20 protein-coding genes are annotated in these 17,698 nt (G+C 73.0%); 6 read left to right on the forward strand and 14 right to left on the reverse strand.

The genetic code is table 11. The annotated features are described in order from the left end of the window. Position 1 precedes the first annotated feature (1 nt). The 9 genes from gspD to gspG are packed head-to-tail and all read right to left on the reverse strand — an operon-like array spanning position 2 to position 7,540. Positions 2-2,197, reverse strand: a complete 2,196-nt coding sequence (gene gspD, locus RGE_RS03900) for a type II secretion system secretin GspD (RefSeq protein WP_014427012.1) — start codon at positions 2,195-2,197, stop codon at positions 2-4. Further along, complete coding sequence (gene gspN, locus RGE_RS03905) at positions 2,194-2,997, reverse strand: type II secretion system protein N (protein ID WP_014427013.1); 804 nt, start codon at positions 2,995-2,997, stop codon at positions 2,194-2,196. The genes gspD and gspN overlap by 4 nt, the downstream gene beginning before the upstream one ends. Continuing rightward, entirely contained in the window at positions 2,994-3,479 is a 486-nt protein-coding gene (gene gspM / locus RGE_RS03910; RefSeq protein ID WP_014427014.1) for a type II secretion system protein GspM, read from the reverse strand. Before gspM ends, gspN begins: the two co-directional genes overlap by 4 nt. After that, complete coding sequence (gene gspL / locus RGE_RS03915) at positions 3,476-4,714, reverse strand: type II secretion system protein GspL (RefSeq protein ID WP_014427015.1); 1,239 nt, start codon at positions 4,712-4,714, stop codon at positions 3,476-3,478. The genes gspM and gspL overlap by 4 nt, the downstream gene beginning before the upstream one ends. A 20-nt stretch (positions 4,715-4,734) precedes the next feature. Beyond that, complete coding sequence (gspK, locus tag RGE_RS03920) at positions 4,735-5,700, reverse strand: type II secretion system minor pseudopilin GspK (protein WP_014427016.1); 966 nt, start codon at positions 5,698-5,700, stop codon at positions 4,735-4,737. Beyond that, positions 5,697-6,299: a prepilin-type N-terminal cleavage/methylation domain-containing protein gene (locus tag RGE_RS03925; protein WP_014427017.1), complete on the reverse strand. Its 603-nt coding sequence runs from the start codon at positions 6,297-6,299 to the stop codon at positions 5,697-5,699. Before RGE_RS03925 ends, gspK begins: the two co-directional genes overlap by 4 nt. A gap of 2 nt (positions 6,300-6,301) precedes the next feature. Further along, positions 6,302-6,661, reverse strand: a complete 360-nt coding sequence (gene gspI / locus RGE_RS03930; RefSeq protein WP_014427018.1) for a type II secretion system minor pseudopilin GspI — start codon at positions 6,659-6,661, stop codon at positions 6,302-6,304. After that, on the reverse strand, positions 6,658-7,137 hold the full coding sequence (locus tag RGE_RS03935; RefSeq protein WP_014427019.1) for a prepilin-type N-terminal cleavage/methylation domain-containing protein: 480 nt from the start codon (positions 7,135-7,137) through the stop codon (positions 6,658-6,660). The genes gspI and RGE_RS03935 overlap by 4 nt, the downstream gene beginning before the upstream one ends. Further along, complete coding sequence (gene gspG, locus RGE_RS03940; protein ID WP_014427020.1) at positions 7,112-7,540, reverse strand: type II secretion system major pseudopilin GspG; 429 nt, start codon at positions 7,538-7,540, stop codon at positions 7,112-7,114. Before gspG ends, RGE_RS03935 begins: the two co-directional genes overlap by 26 nt. A 52-nt stretch (positions 7,541-7,592) precedes the next feature. On the opposite strand from gspG, the gene RGE_RS03945 reads away from it, so the two are divergent. Beyond that, entirely contained in the window at positions 7,593-8,189 is a 597-nt protein-coding gene (locus RGE_RS03945; RefSeq protein ID WP_014427021.1) for a type II secretion system protein N, read from the forward strand. A 21-nt stretch (positions 8,190-8,210) separates the two neighbouring features. On the opposite strand, the gene RGE_RS03950 is transcribed toward RGE_RS03945, so the two are convergent. Beyond that, positions 8,211-9,293 carry a nicotinate-nucleotide--dimethylbenzimidazole phosphoribosyltransferase gene (locus RGE_RS03950; RefSeq protein ID WP_014427022.1) on the reverse strand — a complete coding sequence of 361 codons (1,083 nt, stop codon included), beginning with the start codon at positions 9,291-9,293 and terminating at the stop codon, positions 8,211-8,213. Between the two features lie 27 nt (positions 9,294-9,320). After that, entirely contained in the window at positions 9,321-10,862 is a 1,542-nt protein-coding gene (ilvA, locus tag RGE_RS03955; RefSeq protein WP_014427023.1) for a threonine ammonia-lyase, biosynthetic, read from the reverse strand. A 326-nt stretch (positions 10,863-11,188) separates the two neighbouring features. On the opposite strand from ilvA, the gene RGE_RS03960 reads away from it, so the two are divergent. Beyond that, the gene (locus RGE_RS03960) at positions 11,189-11,611 is read left to right on the forward strand and encodes an OsmC family protein (protein ID WP_014427024.1); all 423 of its coding nucleotides are present in this window, start codon (positions 11,189-11,191) and stop codon (positions 11,609-11,611) included. Here RGE_RS03960 and coq7 read toward each other — a convergent pair whose 3' ends face one another. Next, positions 11,612-12,253: a 2-polyprenyl-3-methyl-6-methoxy-1,4-benzoquinone monooxygenase gene (gene coq7 / locus RGE_RS03965; protein ID WP_014427025.1), complete on the reverse strand. Its 642-nt coding sequence runs from the start codon at positions 12,251-12,253 to the stop codon at positions 11,612-11,614. 135 nt (positions 12,254-12,388) lie between these two features. Between coq7 and RGE_RS03970 the strand changes: the two genes are divergently transcribed. Genes RGE_RS03970 through RGE_RS03985 form a run of 4 tightly spaced genes read left to right on the forward strand, consistent with a single transcriptional unit; the run spans position 12,389 to position 16,269 of the window. Beyond that, a complete protein-coding gene (locus RGE_RS03970) occupies positions 12,389-13,372 on the forward strand; it encodes an ABC transporter permease (RefSeq protein WP_014427026.1) in 984 nt (327 codons plus the stop codon). Positions 13,373-13,379: 7 nt separating this feature from the next. Continuing rightward, entirely contained in the window at positions 13,380-14,324 is a 945-nt protein-coding gene (locus RGE_RS03975; protein ID WP_014427027.1) for an ABC transporter permease, read from the forward strand. Continuing rightward, positions 14,324-15,304, forward strand: coding sequence for an ABC transporter ATP-binding protein (locus RGE_RS03980; protein WP_014427028.1), 981 nt, complete (start codon positions 14,324-14,326; stop codon positions 15,302-15,304). Before RGE_RS03975 ends, RGE_RS03980 begins: the two co-directional genes overlap by 1 nt. Next, positions 15,301-16,269 carry an ABC transporter ATP-binding protein gene (locus RGE_RS03985; RefSeq protein ID WP_014427029.1) on the forward strand — a complete coding sequence of 323 codons (969 nt, stop codon included), beginning with the start codon at positions 15,301-15,303 and terminating at the stop codon, positions 16,267-16,269. Before RGE_RS03980 ends, RGE_RS03985 begins: the two co-directional genes overlap by 4 nt. On the opposite strand, the gene lysA is transcribed toward RGE_RS03985, so the two are convergent. Together lysA and lptM are read right to left on the reverse strand one after the other, a co-directional pair. Beyond that, complete coding sequence (lysA, locus tag RGE_RS03990; protein ID WP_014427030.1) at positions 16,266-17,540, reverse strand: diaminopimelate decarboxylase; 1,275 nt, start codon at positions 17,538-17,540, stop codon at positions 16,266-16,268. The genes RGE_RS03985 and lysA overlap by 4 nt on opposite strands. Beyond that, a complete protein-coding gene (gene lptM / locus RGE_RS23935; protein WP_232504986.1) occupies positions 17,537-17,683 on the reverse strand; it encodes an LPS translocon maturation chaperone LptM in 147 nt (48 codons plus the stop codon). Before lptM ends, lysA begins: the two co-directional genes overlap by 4 nt. Positions 17,684-17,698 lie beyond the last annotated feature (15 nt).

A 17,698-nucleotide genomic window follows, 5' to 3' on the forward strand; every position in this document is an offset into this window, starting at 1 on the left:
CTTACTTCTCGCCGTTGGCCGGCGGCGTGACGTCGTTGGGCGCCGGTGCGACCGGCGTGACCATCGGCGCCTTGGCCGGGTTGGCGGGCTGCGGCGCGGCGTTGGGCAGCGGCGGCAGCACCGGTGCCTCGTTGATCGGCAGGATGCTGCTGGGCACCGGCTGCGAGTCTTCCTGGCGGGCGCGGATCTGGTCGTAGCGGTCCAGCGAGAGCTTGGCACTGCTGTCGGCGTCGCGCATCACGACCGGGCGCAGGAAGACCATCAGGTTGGTGCGCTTCTTGGTGCGGCTCTCGCTGCGGAACAGCGCGCCGATGACCGGGATGTCGCCCAGCAGCGGCACCTTGGACTTGTCCTCGACGAAGCTGTCCTGCACCAGGCCGCCGAGCACGATGATCTGGCCGTCCTCGACGACGACCTGCGACTCGATCGAACGTTTGGTCGTCGACGGGCCGGCGTTGGTCGTGCCGACGGTGGCCGTCGTCAGCACGCTGGACTGCTCCTGGTAGATCGTCATGCGCACCGTGCCGCTCTCGCCGATCTGCGGCCGGATGCGCAGCGTGATGCCGACGTCCTTGCGCTCGATGGTCTGGAACGGGCTGGTCGTCGAGTTGCCGGTGTTGGTGTACTGGCCGGTGATGAAGGGCACGTTCTCGCCGACGACGATCTTCGCTTCCTCGTTGTCCAGCGTGATCAGGTTCGGCGTCGAGACGATGTTCGTCTTGGTCTGGCTCTGCAGCAGATTGGCCAGCGCGCCCAGCGCGTAGGTGCCGCCGTAGCGCTTGAGCAGGCCGATGTTCAGACCCTCGCCGACCGAGAGGCCGGTGGTGCTGCCGGAGGCCGCGGCGGTGGTGATCGTCAGGATGTTGCCGTTGCCGGCAGCGTTGTTGTAGTTGGTGCCGGCGAACAGCCCGGTCGAGTCGCCGTTCTTGCCCAGCAGCCCCTGCCACTGGAAGCCGAACTCGGCGGCGTTGTCGCCGGCGACCTCGACGATCAGGCTCTCGATGTAGACCTGGGCGCGGCGCGAGTCGAGCTGGTCGATCATCGCGCGCACCTGGCGGTACAGCGGTTCGGGCGCGGTGATGATCAGCGAGTTGGTCGCCGGGTCGGCCTGGATGAAGCCGCCGGTCGTCGGCTGGCCCGACGGCGTGACCGGCGAGGTGGACTGCGTCGAGGCGCCGCTGGAGCCCAGGCCGGTGCCGGTGTTCGGCGCGGACGGGTTGGCGGGCGTCGTCGGCGTGCCGGTCGTGCCCAGGCCGGTCGGCGTCGTCGAGCCGCTGCCCGAGCCGCCGCTGTTGCCGAAAGCCGCGCGCAGCACGGTCGCCAGCTTCACCGCGTCGGCGTTCTTCAGGTGCACGACCCACAGGCCGCCGCTGGGGCCCAGGCCGCTGGCCGGGCGGTCGAGCTTGTCGATCGCGGCGCGCACCGCGGCCAGGCGCGCGGCGTTGGGGGCGCGGATGATCAGCGAGTTGCTGCGCGAGTCGGCGACCACCGTCGTGCCGCTGGCGCCGGCGGCGGCGCCGGGCGCGGTCACGGTGCTGCCGGTCTCGGCCAGGCGCTGCACCAGCGGCGCCAGGTCGGCGGCCACCGCGTGCTGCAGCGGCACGACCTCCAGGTCGGTCACGGTCGGCTGGTCGAGCGCGGCGATGATGCGGCCGATGCGCTGCAGGTTGTCGGCGTAGTCGGTGATGACCAGCGAGCTCGAGCCGGGGTTGGAGTTGATCGTGTTGTTGGCGCTGATCAGCGGCCGCAGCACGGCGACCAGGTTGTTCGGGTTCTCGTAGCGCAGGCGGAAGATCTGCGTGATGACCTGGTCGCCGCGCACCGGGACGTTGTCGACCGAGACCGTGCCGGTCTGCAGCTTGGCGTCGGCCTCGGGCACCACCTTCAGCAGCCCGCCGCTCTCGACGACCGCGAAGCCCAGCCCGCGCAGCGCCGACTGGAAGCTCTGATAGGCCTCCTGCACGCTCTGCGGCTGCTCGCTGTAGACGGTGATCTGGCCTTTGACGCGCGGGTCGACGACGATCTGGCGGTCGATCATCGCCGCGAAGGCGCGCGCCACGGCGTCGATGTCGGCGTTGACGAAGTTCACCGTGACCGGCGCACGCGGGCGCTGTGCTGCCGCCGGCAGCGGCGCCATCTGGGCGGCGGCGGCCATGCACAGCGCGACGGTGAGGAGGCGCGAGAATTTCATGCTCATCCGATCGAAATGACGGCCTTGGTGCCTTGGCGGCGGCCGATGATGTTCAGCAGGTTGTTCAGTACGGCTTCGGAGCCCGGCGCCGCGGCGGCTTCGCCGCGGAAACGCAGTCCGTGCGTGGACCACTGGCCGTCGCCTGACAGCATCAGCGGCCCCTGTTGCGTGGCCAGCGTCAGCCGCGGCACGTCGCCGCCGGACAGCGTCAGGCGGTAGCTGCCCAGGCGGTCCAGCGTCGAGACGCGCGAGGACATGTCGTCCAGCAACAGCGTCGCGCCGCCGGACAGGCTCCAGCGCCCGGCCGCCGACTCGGCCACCAGGCCCTGGCTGGCCAGCGCGACCGAGCCGCCCAGGCCCAGCGTGTTGAACGGCGTGCCCAGCCCGGCCAGCCAGGCGGCCGGCCAGCGGCCCACCGGGCCGGCCGGCAGCGTGACCTTCCAGCGCCCGAGGCCGAGGTCCACACGCAGCGCCAGTTCGCCGTCGATGCAGCAGGCCTGGCGCGCGCGCAGCACGACGCCGGTGGCGGCCGGGCGCAGCGTCCAGTGCAGCCGGCCGGGCAGGGCGGCGGCGTCGCGTGCGCCGGGGCCGCCGGTCAGCACCGGGACGGCACTGCCGTTCCAGATGCTGCCCTGGGCGTCGGCGAGCAGCAGGCGTTCGCCGCTGGCGCGGGCCAGCGCGCCGGTCAGCCAGGCGGCCGGCGCGAACGCGACCAGCGCCGCCGCGGCGCCCAGCGCGGCGCCGCCGACGGCCCAGCGCCGTCCGCCGCGCAGACGGCGAGACCAGTCGTTGGGCAGCGGGCTCAAACAGCGCCCCCCAGCGCGACGACGATCGTGCCGCTGTAGCCGGTCGCGCCGCGGGTCAGCGTCGCCTCGACCGGGCGCGCGCGGGCGCCCGAGCGCACCTCGGCCAGCCAGGCCTGCAGCTCGGCGGTGCCGGCGTTGTCCAGCGTCAGCACGGCGCGCTCGCCCTGCAGCGAGAGCTTGCCCTGCGGCCCCAGGCGCTCGCTGGCGGCGCGCAGCGCGGCGGCGGCCTGCTCGGCGTTGACCGGCGGCGCGGCGCGCAGCTCGCGCGCTTCGGCGGCCAGCCGGCCCATGGCCTGCAGCTCGGTGTCCAGCGCCTCCAGCTTGGCCGGCGCCGCGTTCAGCGTGCGCCAGGCCGGCTGCACCGCGACGGCGAAGACGAGGTAGAGCAGGACGACGGTGGTGGCGGCGGCGACGAGCACACGCTCGCGCGGCGCCAGCCGCGCCCACCAGACCTTCAGCGGTGCCAGGCGTGCGGCGTTCATGCGGCAGCTCCGGTGCGGCGCGACAGCGTGATGCGGCCTTCGGCGAGTTCGACGGCGTAGCCGGCCGGCCCGAGCCGGGCGCGGAAGCCGGCGATCTCGGGTTCGCTCCAGCCGGTGGCGGCCAGCGTCAGCCGGCCGGACTCGTAGCGCAGCGTCTGCACCGGGCCCTGGCCTTCGGGCCAGGCCGCGGCGGCGGCGCCGAGCAGCACCTCCAGGTCGCCGTCGCCGGCGCGTCCGGCGGCGGCGCGCAGGCGCTCGGCTTCGCGGCGCATCTGCAGCGGCGCGTCGACCACGGCGCGCACGCCGGGGAAGCTCTGCTGCAGCAGCGTCGTCATCGCCGCCTGGCGCTCGGCGATCGCGCGGCGCTGCTGCCAGGCCATGACGTTCAGGCCGACGATCTGCACGACGATCAGGGCGACCGCGCCCCAGCGCACCGGGCGCCATTCGGGGCTCATCAGCCGATGCGCCAGCTCGCGCAGCACGCGCAGGCCGCGGCGGCGCGGCGCCAGATCGAACTGGCGCAGGTTCCACGGCGAGCGCGCCGCGTCGAGCGCGCGCTCGGCCTCGGTGCGCACCGCGACCGGCTGGCCGACGAAACGTTCGGCGGCGGCGGCGGCGGCCGGCGTGGCCGTCCAGCGCGGCGACGCGGCCTCGGGCGGCAGCATCGCGCGTGCCAGCGAGCCTTCGGTGCGCAGCCGGGCGACGCCGTCCTCGCGCACCAGCGTCAGCCAGGGCGCGGCATCGGCGGCGGCGTCTTCGGGCAGCGAGAAGTGACCGCCCGGCGTGCCGGGCACGACCGCCGGCACGACGCGGTCGACGACGACGGCGGCGGCTTCGAGTTCGGCGACGACGCCGGCCAGCCAGCCGCGGTGCACGACGGCGACCCAGGTCTCGCCGCCGGCCGCGGCCTGCGGCGGCAGCGCGAAGTGCAGCGCGTCCTCGTCGTCGAGCAGCGCTTCTTCGAGCATGCCGGCCAGCGCCGCGCGCAGCCGCGCCGGCGGTGCCTTGGGCAGCACCAGGCGCTGCCAGGCGACGTCGGCATCGGCGAGCACGGCGACGACGCTGTCGGCGCGTGGCAGCAGCGCCGGCGCGGCGCGGCCCGACGAGCCGACGGCCAGGCCGTCGGGGCTGAAGACGTAATCGACCTCGCCGAGTGCGCGCGCGGGCGCCGGCTCGTCCGCCGTGCGCGAGCCTAGGCGCTGGCGGGGAGGGATCTGGAGCACGAGAACGGCCATGAGGTCCTATTGTGGCGGGCTCACTGTTGCGGAACGTAGAGGGGATGCCGCTCGCGGCGCAGCGTGACGACATCGCGGCCCTTGTCGGCGCCGCGGCGCTCGACCAGCGACTCTTCCTCGACGATGCGCTCTTCGAGCCGCAAGCGGCCGTGCACCTCGAAGTAGCTGCTGCTGACCGACAGCCGGCTGGCCACCGGTGCGACGACGCCTTGCGGCAGCAGCGCCTTCACCGCCTCCAGGCTGTCGAAGGGGCTGCGCTGGCGCGTCTGCACCAGGCGCTCGGCGCTGCCCAGGTCCAGGCCGTCGATCGCCGCGATCAGCACCTCGCGCGGCGCGGTGTTGGCGTTGACCGGCGTCGAGGTCGGCAGCAGCGTGACGAAGGGCGCGAGGCGGGCGACGGTGGCCGGGTCCAGGCCCAGCCAGGCGAGATCGGCGACCCGCTTGGGCGCCAGCGGCACGTCGCTGCGCTCGTCGCCGCTCTCGCCGGCCCAGGCCAGCGCCAGGCCCTGCGCCAGCCGCGCCGGCGTGTCGGTGGGCACGCCCGCGGCTTCGCACAGGCGCTGCAGTGCCTTGAGCTCCACCTGCGAGATCTTGCCGTTCGAGTCGATGAGGTTGCGCAGGTTGTACTTCGCCTGCGCGTCGCTGATGGCCCCCGAGATGAAGGCCTCGGGCCCGCCGGAGTCGGTGTTGTCGCGGTCGGCGGCGAGAAAACTCGACAGCCGCGCCTCGGCCAGCGGCGTCGCCCAGGGCTCGCCCAGATGGTCGATGCTGCCGGTGCGGCCGTCCTCGCGCAGGATCAGCCGCGCCCAGTCGAGCGAGGCGTCGAGAATCCACTGCGCCTGGACCGAGGCGCGTTCGGCGGCCTCGATCTGCACGGCGCGCGTCTGCTGCCAGGCCATGCCGGCGGCCAGCGTCGCCACCAGCGTCAGGATCAGCATCGCCAGCAGCAGGGCCGCGCCGCGCTGGCGCCCGCGCGCGCGGCTCACGTGCCGCCTCCGAGCATCAGGTCGCGCGTCAGGCGGCCGGTGGCGGTGTCGATCACCAGGCGCACGGCGTCGGGCAGGTCCGTGCCGGTCGGGGTGTTGGCCGTGCCGGCGCTGGACTGGGCGTTGGACCAGGCGTTGCCGCGGTAGTAGTAGAGCTGCCAGTCGCTGATGCCGTCGAGCAGCCGCACCTGCTGCGGCTCGGTGCCCAGCAGCTGCTGGCTGCGCAGCCAGGCCTGCTGCAGCGCCTGCATGTGCGTCGTCGGCGGGCTCGCCCAGCGCTGCCAGACGCCGTCGGCCAGCGTCCAGACGACGACCGCGATGCCGCCTTCGGCGCGCCGCGTCATGCGCAGGTGGCGGCCGTCGAACTGCAGCGCCGGTGCCGCGCCGGTGTCCTGCACCGACTCCAGGTCCTGCTGCCATTGCGACAGGATGGTGTTCAGGCGCGCGGCGCGGTCGACGGCCTGGGTCGTCGCCTCGCGGGCGCGCACCAGGCCGTCGATGCCGCGCCAGGCCAGGCCGGCGAGCACGGCCATGATCGCCAGCGCGACCAGCACCTCGACGAGCGTGAAGCCGCGTGGGCGGCGCGGGGCGCGGGCCATCGTCAGTAGCGCGAGACGACCGTCGACAGCGTCAGCAGCGGCCGCCCTTCGGGGTCGCTGACGCGGGCGTCGACGCGGCGGAAGTTCGGGTTCGGCGTCGGCCGGATCTGGACCACGCCCCGGTACTGGCGGCCGAGCTGCTCGCACTCGAAGTCGTTGTCGCCGATGCCGGGCAGCTGGTGCGCCAGGCGCAGCGCGACGAGCCGGTTCTCGGCGCACCACTGCGCGGCGCTGACGTCGGCCAGGCGCTGGGCGTTGTCGGTCAGCGCCCCGCCGGCACGCAGGCCGGCGGCCAGCGCGATGGCGACGATGGCCACCGCGACCAGCACCTCGATCAGCGTGAAGCCGCGGGCGTGTCTCATGGCGCCTCGGCCGGCGGCACGACGGCGAAGGCCGACAGGCCGTCGCTGGCGACCTCGAGCCGGCGGTCGTCCAGGCGCAGCACGATGCGCTGCGGCGGCAGGATGGCCTCGGGGCCGAGCACCACCCGGTTGGCGCCGACGATCTGGGCGCTGACCTCGGCGTCGAGCCAGCGCGTGGGCAGCGCCTGGCCGGGCGGCAGGCCGGCGAAGACGAAGGGGTCGCGCTGCGGGTCGTTCGTCGGGATCCAGGCCACCGCCAGGCGGCCGGTGCGCGCCTCGGTGCGCGCGGTCTCCAGCAGCGTGGCCAGGCGTGCGGCGTCGAGTTCGAGCCGGGTGCCGGCCGGGTCGCGGATGGCGAGTGTCGCCAGGCCGATGCCGATCGCGACGATGGCCATCACGACCATCACCTCGATCAGCGTGAAGCCGCGCGGGCGACGGGGCGTGCGCAGGCTACTGCCAGGAGCCCAGGTCGGCATCGTTGCCTTCGCCGCCGGCCTGTCCGTCCGCACCGTAGCTGAAGACGTCGATCTCGCCCTTCACGCCCGGGTTCAGGTACTGGTACGCGTGGCCCCAGGGGTCGTTGGGCAGCTTGTCGAGGTAGGGCTTCCAGTTCGGCGGCTGCGGCGCGGCGGTCGGCTTGTGCACCAGCGCGTCCAGGCCCTGCTCGGTCGTCGGGAAGCGCTGGTTGTCCAGCTTGTAGAGCTTCAGCGCCTGCATCAGGTTGTGGATGTCGGTGCGGGCTGCGGTCACGCGGGCGTCATCGGCACGGTTGAGAACGTTGGGCACGATGAGCGCCGCCAGCACGCCGAGGATCACCAGCACGACCATCAGCTCGATCAGCGTGAAACCGCGGCGGCGCGAACGGGAAGGGGAGATCATGGGAGGCGGAAGGCGGGGCCTTGCAGAGGGTTCGGTCAATCATAATCGGCGCATGACGACACGTTGGTGGGCGTTCGGTGTCTGGGCGGTGGTCGCCGCCAGCGCCGTCTACTGGGCCCTGAGGCTCGTGAAGCCGGCTCCCGCGCCGCAGGCGACGGTGGTCGCGGCCGCGGCCGCGCTGCGCGGCGACCTGTCGCGCGTGCTCGGCGCCGCGCCGCAGGACGCGGGGCCGGTGGAGTCGCCCGAGAGTTCGCGTTTCGCGCTGCTGGGCGTCGTCGCCTCGCGCAGCGCCGAGAGCGACGGCGTGGCGCTGATCGCCGTCGACGGCAAGTCGCCCAAGGCCTACCGCGTCGGCACCGCCGTCGACGGCGACACCGTCGTGCAGTCGGTGCGCCAGCGCGAGGTGCTGCTGGGCCCGCGCGGCGGCGAAGCCACCGTGTCGCTGGACCTGTCGACGCCGCCGCCGGCGAGCACCGGCCGCCTGCCCGCGCCGGGCGCGGCCGCGCAGCCGCCGGCCCGGGCGCTCGCGCTGCCGGGCGGCGCCCTGCCTCAGGGCGGGCTGCGTCCGGGCATGCCGGGCCGCGTGCCGATGGCCGGCCAGCCCGGCAACGCCGACGAATCCGCCGAGCCGGAAGTCCAGTCCGAATAGACGCCCCCTCGGGCGCGGGGTTCAGTACCCCAGGGTCGAGGGGAAGCCTTCGTCGCCGTCGTCGAACGGCCCCGGGCGCGTCGGACCCGCTTCCTCGCCTTCGGCGACTTCGGTCAGCAGCGCCGCGGCGCTGCGCACCAGCGGCCAGCCGAGTACGGCGCCGGTGCCGTCCAGGCCGTCCAGGCCCAGATCGGGCAGGACCGCGGCGCGGAAGTGCTTGTGCACCAGGTCCAGGCCGCGGTGCTCGCGGCTGCGGCTGAAGACGCAGTAGTCCAGCACCGGCGGCGCGATGCGTGTGGCCATCGCCAGCGCGGCACAGGCCGCCAGGCCGTCGATCATCAGCAGCTGGCGCTTGCTGGCGGCCATCAGCATCACGCCGACCATCACCGCGACCTCGAAGCCGCCCAGCGCGGCCAGCAGCTCCACCGGCTCGGCGACCTCGCGGTGGCGGGCGAGCGCCGCCTGCGAGACGGCGAGCTGGTGGGCGAGCTCCTCGGGCGACATCAGCGGCCCGGTCTCGAGCAGCGCCCGCAGCGGCAGCTCGGTGATGCGCGACAGCAGCAGCGCCGCGCTCTCCTGCGAGCCGACGCCCAGGCCGGCGCAGACCGTCAGGTTGCCGCGCAGCTGGTCGCCGATCTCCATGCCGGCGCGCATCGCGGCGTGGGCCTGCGGCACCGACATCGCCGCGGCGACACGCGGGTTGCGCGTGCCGTGCGCGATCTTGCGCGCCAGCAGGCGCTCGTGGGCCGGCAGCGTGTCGGCGACGCCGCAGTCGACGACGGTCAGCGCCAGGTCGCCGGCGCGCGCGAACACCGCCAACGGCAGCCGCCCGGCGAGCAGGCGGCGCACGAGTTCGTCGGTGGTGTAGCGCAGCGCGCCGTGCAGGCCGTCGACCGCGAGGCCGTGGTCGGCGGCGAAGATCAGCAGCTGCGGCTCGTGGAAACGCGGCTTCAGCGAGCCCTGCATCAGGCCGATGCGCAGCGCCAGCGGCTCGAGCTCGCCGAGGCTGCCGCTGTCGTCGTTGCGGCGCGCGAGCTTGTCGCGCAGCGCGCGTTCCAGCGGCGGATCGGCGGTCGGCGCGACGAGCGAACGGCTGTGGTCCATGGCGCCTTCAGTGTAGGCGCCGGGCTGTCAGCGCAGGAACAGCCGATAGACGGGGTTGTCGCTTTCCTCGACGCAGGGGTAGGCGAGTGTCTGCAGGAAGCGGCCGAACTCCGCGTCCTCGCCGGCCGGCACCTGCATGCCGACCAGGATGCGGCCGTAGTCGGCGCCCTGGTTGCGGTAGTGGAACAGGCTGATGTTCCAGTCCGGGTGCAGCGCGTCGAGGAAACGCATCAGCGCGCCCGGGCGCTCGGGGAAGACGAAGCGGAACAGGCGCTCGTCGCGCGCCAGCTCGCTGCGCCCGCCGACCATGTGGCGCACGTGCTCCTTGGCGAGCTCGTCGTCGGTCAGGTCGACGGTGGGGAAGCCGTGGCGCTCGAAGTTGGCGGCGATGCGCGCGGCCTCGTCGTGGCGTGCGATCGCGACGCCGACGAAGACGTGGGCCTGGCGCTCGTCGCTGATGCGGTAGTTGAACTCGGTCACCGCACGCGGGCCGATCAGGCTGCAGAAGCGGCGGAACGAGCCGCGCTCCTCGGGGATCGTGACCGCGAACAGCGCCTCGCGCTGCTCGCCGAGCTCGGCCCGCTCGGCGACGAAGCGCAGGCGGTCGAAGTTCATGTTCGCGCCGCAGGTGATCGAGACGAAGGTCTGGCCCTTCAGCTTGTGCTCGTGCACGTACTGCTTGATCGCCGCCACGCCCAGCGCGCCGGCCGGCTCGACGATGCTGCGCGTGTCCTGGAAGACGTCCTTGATCGCCGCGCAGACGGCGTCGGTGTCGACGACGACGTAGTCGTCGACCAGCGCGCTGGCGACGCGGAAGGTCTCCTCGCCGACGAGCTTGACCGCGGTGCCGTCGGAGAAGAGGCCGACGTCGTCGAGCGTCACGCGGTGGCCGGCGCGCACCGAGCGCAGCATCGCGTCGCTGTCGGCGGTTTGCACGCCGATGACCTTGATCTCCGGACGCACCGCCTTCAGGTAGGCGGCCACGCCCGAGATCAGGCCGCCGCCGCCGATGGCGACGAAGACGGCGTCGATCGGGCCCTGGTGCTGGCGCAGGATCTCCATCGCGATCGTGCCCTGGCCGGCGATGACGTCGGGGTCGTCGAAGGGGTGCACGAAGCTCAGGCCCTGAGCGGCCTGCAGCTCGACGGCGTGGGCGTAGGCGTCGGAATAGCTGTCGCCGTGCAGCACGACCTCGCCGCCGAGCGCGGCCACCGCATCGACCTTGAGCCGCGGCGTCGTCACCGGCATCACGACGACGGCGCGGCAGCCCAGCTTGCGCGCCGACAGCGCCACACCCTGGGCGTGGTTGCCGGCCGAGGCGCAGATGACGCCGCGCGCCAGCGCCTCGGGCGAGAGCTGCGCCATCTTGTTGTAGGCGCCGCGCAGCTTGAAGCTGAACACCGGCTGGCGGTCCTCGCGCTTCAGCAGCACCGTGTTGGCCAGGCGGCGCGACAGGCTCTTGGCCGGCGTCAGCGGGGACTCGACGGCGACGTCGTAGACGCGGGCGGTGAGGATCTTCTTCAGGTAGCCGGCCGCGATGCTCGCGACGTCGGTTTCGGGAGCGGACATCGGGACGGCGGGCAGACGGGGTGCACGCATAGCCGGGACAGGGGCCAGCATCATACGACGCGGCCGGACGGCGGCTCCCGGAAGAAAAGAAGCCCGGGACCTTGCGGCCCCGGGCCTGAATCCACCATTGGAGGAGGTGGAGGAGACAACCGGTGGGTCGGAGGCTGGAAGCCGTCAACGACCGATGGGCGGCAGTCTACCACCGCCTTGCTGCGGTGCAATATCCCGACTGGACTGCATGCCGACCTGACGCAAGCTTCGGCGACGCCCGCGCCGGACCTGCGCACAATGCACGCCTTTTCGCGCCGCGCACGGAGTTTCAAGCCATGGAATGCACGATCAACTGGATCCCGGCCTCGGGCATGGGCTTCGTCGCCGAGACCGGCAGCGGCCATCTGCTGACCATGGACGGTGCGCCCGACGGCGGCGGCCGCAACCTGGCCCCGCGGCCGATGGAAACGCTGCTCGCCGGTGCCGGCGGCTGCACCGCCTACGACGTCGTGCTGATCTTGAAGCGCGGCCGCCACGACGTGCGCGGCTGCCAGGTCAAGCTGCAGGCCGAACGTGCGGCCACCGAGCCGAAGGTGTTCACCAAGATCCACCTGCACTTCGTCGTCACCGGCCGCGGCCTGCCGGCGCAGGCGGTGGAGCGCGCGATCGCGCTGTCGCACGAGAAGTACTGCTCGGCGACGATCATGCTCGGCCGCACGGCCGAGATCACGACCGGCTTCGAGATCGTCGAGGGCTGATCAGACGCGGTGCGCGGTGACGGTCATCACCTTGGCCGCCGCGCGCATCGCCAGCCGCACCGGCATCGGCAGCGGGATGCCGCCGGCGTCCTCGGCGCCGTCGGCGTGGCGGCGCTCGTCGTCCTTCATCTGCTCGACGATGGCGCGCGAACGTTCGTCGCCCGCCGGCAGCCGGTCGAGGTGGCCGGCGAGGTGCTGCTCGACCTGACGCTCGGTTTCGACGACGAAGCCCAGGCTGACGCGGTCGCCCAGCCGGCCGGCGGCCAGACCGATGGCGAAGGCGCCGGCGTACCACAGCGGGTTCAGCAGGCTGGGCCGGTCGCCGAGCTCGTCCAGGCGCTGCTGGGTCCAGGCGAGGTGGTCGCTTTCCTCGCGTGCCGCGGCCGCCATCTGCTCGCGCAGCTCGGGGCTGCGCGCGGTCAGCGCCTGGGCCTGGTACAGCGCCTGGGCGCAGACCTCGCCGACGTGGTTCACGCGCATCAGCGCGGCCGACAGCCGGCGCTCGTCCTCGGCCGGCGGTTCGGCGTCGGTGCGCGGGCCGGCGGGGTTGGCACGGCCGGCGTGCACGGCGCCGGACAGGGTGCGCAGCGCGTTGTCGGCGCTGACGAGAAGGCGGTCGACGGTGCTCATGCAGCGCAGCATAGCGCCGCGGCCGGGGCGCCGCAGACCACCCGGCCCCGGGGGGCGCGCAGGTCGACATGAGGTCTTTACGCTTTGCCCGGGCACGGCTTTTGCGCATCATCGCCAGCTTTTGCCGCGCGCACCCCGCCGCCCTCGATGCTCGTCTTCGTCCTCCGCCGGCTCGCCCAGGCTCTCGTCGTGATGCTGGCGGTGGCGTTCATCGCCTTCATGCTGTTCCAGTACGTCGGCGACCCGGTGCTCAACCTGGTGGGCCAGGACGCGACGCAGGAGCAGCGGGCCCAACTGCGCCGCGACCTCGGGCTGGACCAGAGCTTCGTCGTGCAGTTCGCGCACTTCGTCGCCAACGCCGTGCAGGGCGAGTTCGGCCTCAGCCTGCGCCAGGGGCGACAGGTCTCGGCGCTGATCGCCGAACGGTTCCCGGCGACGCTGGAGCTGTCGCTGGTGGCGGCCGTGCTGGCGCTGGCGCTGGGCATCCCGCTGGGCGTCTACGCCGCGCTGCGCCGCGGCAGCGCCGGCGCGCAGCTGGTGATGACGCTGTCGCTGCTGGGCGTGTCGCTGCCGACCTTCCTCATCGGCATCCTGCTGATCCTGGTCTTCGCGGTGCAGCTGCACTGGTTCCCCAGCTTCGGCCGTGGCGAGGTCGTCGCGCTGGGCGGCTGGAGCACCGGGCTGCTGACGGTCGACGGCCTGAAGCACCTGGTGCTGCCGGCGGTGACGCTGTCGGTGTTCCAGCTGGCGCTGATCCTGCGCCTGGTGCGCGCCGAGATGCTGGAGGTGCTGCGCAGCGACTACATCAAGTTCGCGCGCGCCCGCGGCCTCAGCGACCGCGCCGTGCACTTCGGCCATGCGCTGAAGAACACCCTGGTGCCGGTGATCACGATCACCGGGCTGCAGCTGGGCTCGCTGATCGCCTTCGCGATCATCACCGAGACCGTCTTCCAGTGGCCCGGCATGGGGCTGCTGTTCATCCAGGCGGTGCAGTTCGCCGACATCCCGGTGATGGCGGCCTACCTCTGCCTGATCGCGCTGATCTTCGTGCTGATCAACCTCGTCGTCGACCTGCTGTACTTCGTCGTCGACCCGCGGCTGCGCATCGAGCGCGCCGCCGCCGCCCACTGAACCCGCGATGGCGCCCGTTCCCGACACCTCCCTGCCCAAGCCGCCCGGCCGCCTCGCGCGTTTCCTCGACGGCGACGTCTGGCACAGCTTCAAGCGCTCGCCGACGGCGATCCTCGCGGCGCTCATCGCCGCGGCCTGCGTCTTCTGCGCGCTGTTCGCCGGCTGGGTCTCGCCGCAGGACCCCTTCGACCTGACGACGCTGGACCTGATGGACTCGCGCCTGCCGCCGGCCTGGATCGACGGCGGCAGCACCAAGTACCTGCTGGGCACCGACGACCAGGGTCGCGACATCCTGTCGGCGCTGATGTACGGCGCGCGCATCTCGCTGCTCGTCGGCCTGGCCTCGGTGCTGCTGTCGCTGGTGCTGGGCGTGGGCCTGGGTCTGCTGGCCGGCTTCGTCGGCGGCCGCACCGACGCCTTCATCATGCGCGTCTGCGACGTGATGCTGTCGTTCCCGGCGATCCTCGTCGCGCTCTTGATCGACGGCGTCGGCCGGGCGCTGTTCCCGCAGGCCCACGAGACGCTGGCTTTCGGCGTGCTGATCCTGGCGATCGCGCTGACCGACTGGGTGCGATACGCACGCACGGTGCGCGGCTCGACGATGGTCGAGCGCCAGAAGGAGTACGTGCAGGCGGCGCGCATCATCGGCGTGCCCTCGCTGCGCATCATGCGCCGCCACGTGCTGCCCAACGTGATGGGGCCGGTGCTGGTGCTGGCGACGATCCAGGTCGCCACCGCCATCCTCACCGAGGCGACGCTGTCCTTCCTTGGCGTCGGCGTGCCGCCGACCTCGCCGTCGCTGGGCACGCTGATCCGCGTCGGCAACGACTTCCTGTTCTCGGGCGAATGGTGGATCACGATCTTCCCGGGCCTGATGCTGGTGCTGATCGCGCTGTCGGTGAACCTGCTCGGCGACTGGCTGCGTGACGCGCTGAACCCGAGGCTGCGCTGATGGACGCCCCGCTGCTCGAAGTCCGGCGCTTGAGCGTCGAGTTCCCGACGCGCCGCGGCACGCTGCTGGCGCTGGACGACATCTCCTTCGACATCCGCGCCGGCGAGATCCTCGGCGTCGTCGGCGAGTCCGGTGCCGGCAAGTCGCTGACCGGCGCGGCCATCATCGGTCTGCTGGAGCCGCCGGGGCGCGTCGCCGGCGGTGAGATCCGCCTCGAAGGACGGCGCATCGACAACCTGCCGCACGAGGCGATGCGCCGGCTGCGCGGGCGCTCGATCGGCGCCGTCTTCCAGGACCCGCTGACCTCGCTGAACCCGCTGTACACGGTGGGTCGGCAACTCGTCGAGACGATCCGCACCCATCTGCCGGTGTCGGCCGAGGAGGCGAGGGCGCGTGCGATCCGGCTGCTGGAGGAGACCGGCATCCCGGCGGCGCGCGAACGTTTCGAGCACTACCCGCACCAGTTCTCCGGCGGCATGCGCCAGCGGGTCGTCATCGCGCTGGCGCTGGCCGCCGAGCCCAAGCTGATCGTCGCCGACGAGCCGACGACGGCGCTGGACGTCTCGATCCAGGCCCAGATCATCACGCTGCTCAAACGCGTCTGCCGCGAACACGGCGCGGCGGTGATGCTGGTCACGCACGACATGGGCGTCATCGCCGAGACCTGCGACCGCGTCGCCGTGATGTACGCCGGCCGCATCGCCGAGATCGGCCCGGTGGCCGAGGTCATCCACCGCGCCCGCCATCCGTACACGGTCGGGCTGATGGGCTCGATCCCGGCGATGGACGTCGAGCGCGAGCGCCTGGCGCAGATCGACGGCGCGATGCCGCGGCTGGGGGCGATCCCCGCCGGCTGCGCCTTCCACCCGCGCTGCGAACACACGTTCGCACGCTGCCGCAGCGAACGGCCCGAGTTGATGGCGGCGGGCACGACCCGCGCCGCCTGCTGGCTGGTCGCCGCTGACGAGGAGGCGGCATGACGGCGCTGGTGCAGGTGCGCGAGCTGGCCAAACGTTTCGACGTCTCGCCGCCCTGGCTGGAGCGCGTCGTCGGCGGCAAGCCGCGCCAGGTGGTGCACGCCGTCGACGGCGTGTCCTTCGACATCGAACGCGGCACGACGCTGGCGCTGGTCGGCGAGTCGGGCTGCGGCAAGAGCACGGTGGCGCGGCTGCTGGTCGGGCTGTACGAGCCCAGCGCCGGCACGCTGCAGTTCGACGGCCGGCCGCTGGACGCGGCGGCGCGGCAGCGGCTGCAGATGATCTTCCAGGACCCCTACGCCAGCCTCAACCCGCGCTGGACGGTGCAGGACATCGTCGCCGAGCCGCTGGTCGAGCGCCGGCTGGCGCGCGGCGCCGAGCTGCAGGCGCGTGTCGCCGCGCTGCTGCAGTCGGTCGGCCTGGCGGCGGCCGACGCCGCCAAGTACCCGCACCAGTTCTCCGGCGGCCAGCGCCAGCGCATCTCGATCGCGCGCGCGCTGGCCACCGAGCCCGAGTTCCTGGTCTGCGACGAGCCGACCTCGGCCCTCGACGTCTCGGTGCAGGCCCAGGTGCTGAACCTGATGAAGGACCTGCAGCGCGAGCGCGGGCTCTCCTATCTCTTCATCTCGCACAACCTGGCCGTCGTGCGCCACGTCGCCGATGCCGTCGGCGTGATGTACCTGGGGCGGCTGGTCGAGCAGGCGCCCAAGCGTGCGCTGTTCGCCGCGCCGCGCCACCCGTACACGCGGCTGCTGCTCGACGCGATCCCCGACGTTTCCATGAGCGGCCGCGCGCGCACGCCGGTGCGCGGCGAAGTGCCCAACCCGCTGGCGCCGCCGACCGGCTGCGCCTTCCACCCGCGCTGCCCGCACGCCGCGTCGCGCTGCGCTGTCGAGCGCCCGCTGCTGCGCGACGACGGCAGCGGCGGCCGCACGGCCTGCCACGCCGTCGAGGAAGGGCGGATCTAGTCGAGCAGGCGTTCCAGCGCGAACAGCGCCCGGGCGTCCTCGCGCTCGCGCACGACGTGCACGGCGTCGCCGTCGAGCATGATCTCGGCGGCGCGCGGCCGGCTGTTGTAGTTGCCGGCCATCGCCATGCCGTAGGCGCCGGCGGACAGCACGGCGACGATGTCGCCCGGCGCCACGGCCAGCCTGCGGTCGCGGCCCAGCCAGTCGCCCGATTCGCAGACCGGGCCGACGACGTCCCAGGTGGCCGCCGCGGTGCCGGCGCTCGGCCGGCAGGGCTCGATCGCCATCCAGGCCTCGTACATCGCCGGGCGCACCAGGTCGTTCATCGCCGCGTCGACGATGCAGAAGTTCTTCGTCTCGCCGGGCTTCAGGTACTGCACCTCGGCCAGCAGCACGCCGGCGTTGCCGACCAGCGAGCGCCCGGGCTCGACGATCAGCTCGCGGTGGCCGTGGCCGCGCGCGCGCATCAGCTCGGCCAGGGCGCGCACCAGCGTCTCGGGCGCGGGCGGGGCCTCGTCGGTGTAGGTGATGCCCAGGCCGCCGCCGACGTCGACGTGGGCCAGCGCGATGCCCTCGGCCTCCACCGCCTCGACCAGGTCGAGCAAGCGGCCGAGCGCGTCGAGATAGGGCTCGAGCTGCGTGATCTGCGAGCCGATGTGGCAGTCGATGCCGATGACCTGCAGCGAGGGCAGCGCGGCGGCGCGCCGGTAGGCGGCCAGCGCTTCGTCGTGCGGGATGCCGAACTTGTTGTCCTTCAGCCCGGTCGAGATGTAGGGGTGGGTGCCGGCGTCGACGTCGGGGTTGACGCGCAGGCTGACCGGCGCGCGCCGGCCCATCGCTGCGGCGACCTCGGCCAGCCGTTCGAGTTCGCCCAGGCTCTCGACGTTGAAGCAGTGCACGCCGACCTCGAGCGCGCGGCGCATCTCGGCGGCGGTCTTGCCGACACCGGAGAACACGATCTTTGAAGGCTCGGCTCCGGCGGCCAGCACACGTTCCAGCTCGCCGCCGGAGACGATGTCGAAGCCGCAGCCGGCGCGTGCGAAGGTCTGCAGCACGGCGAGGTTGGAGTTCGCCTTCATCGCGTAGCAGATCAGGTGCGGCAGGCCTTCGAGCGCACGCTGGTAACCCGCCAGCGCGTCGAGCATCGCCGCGCGCGAGTAGACGTACAGCGGCGTGCCGTGGCGGCGCGCCAGGTCGGCGAGCGAATGGCCTTCCAGCCGCAGCTCGCCCTGGGCGTCGCGCGCCAGGTGGGGGTGGCCGGGCAGCGTCACTTCGCCGCTCCCGAGGCCGCGCCGGCCGGCGCCGGCAGCTTCAGCGGGCCCTTCTGGCCACATCCGGCCGTCAGGGTCAGGGCGAGGGCCGCCACGAGCGCCGCGGCGCCGCGCACTACACTGTTCCGAGAGGTTTGACGCATTTCGGGAAGATTCTA

It is taken from the genome of Rubrivivax gelatinosus IL144, assembly GCF_000284255.1.
GTDB classification, from domain to species: domain Bacteria; phylum Pseudomonadota; class Gammaproteobacteria; order Burkholderiales; family Burkholderiaceae_C; genus Rubrivivax; species Rubrivivax gelatinosus_A.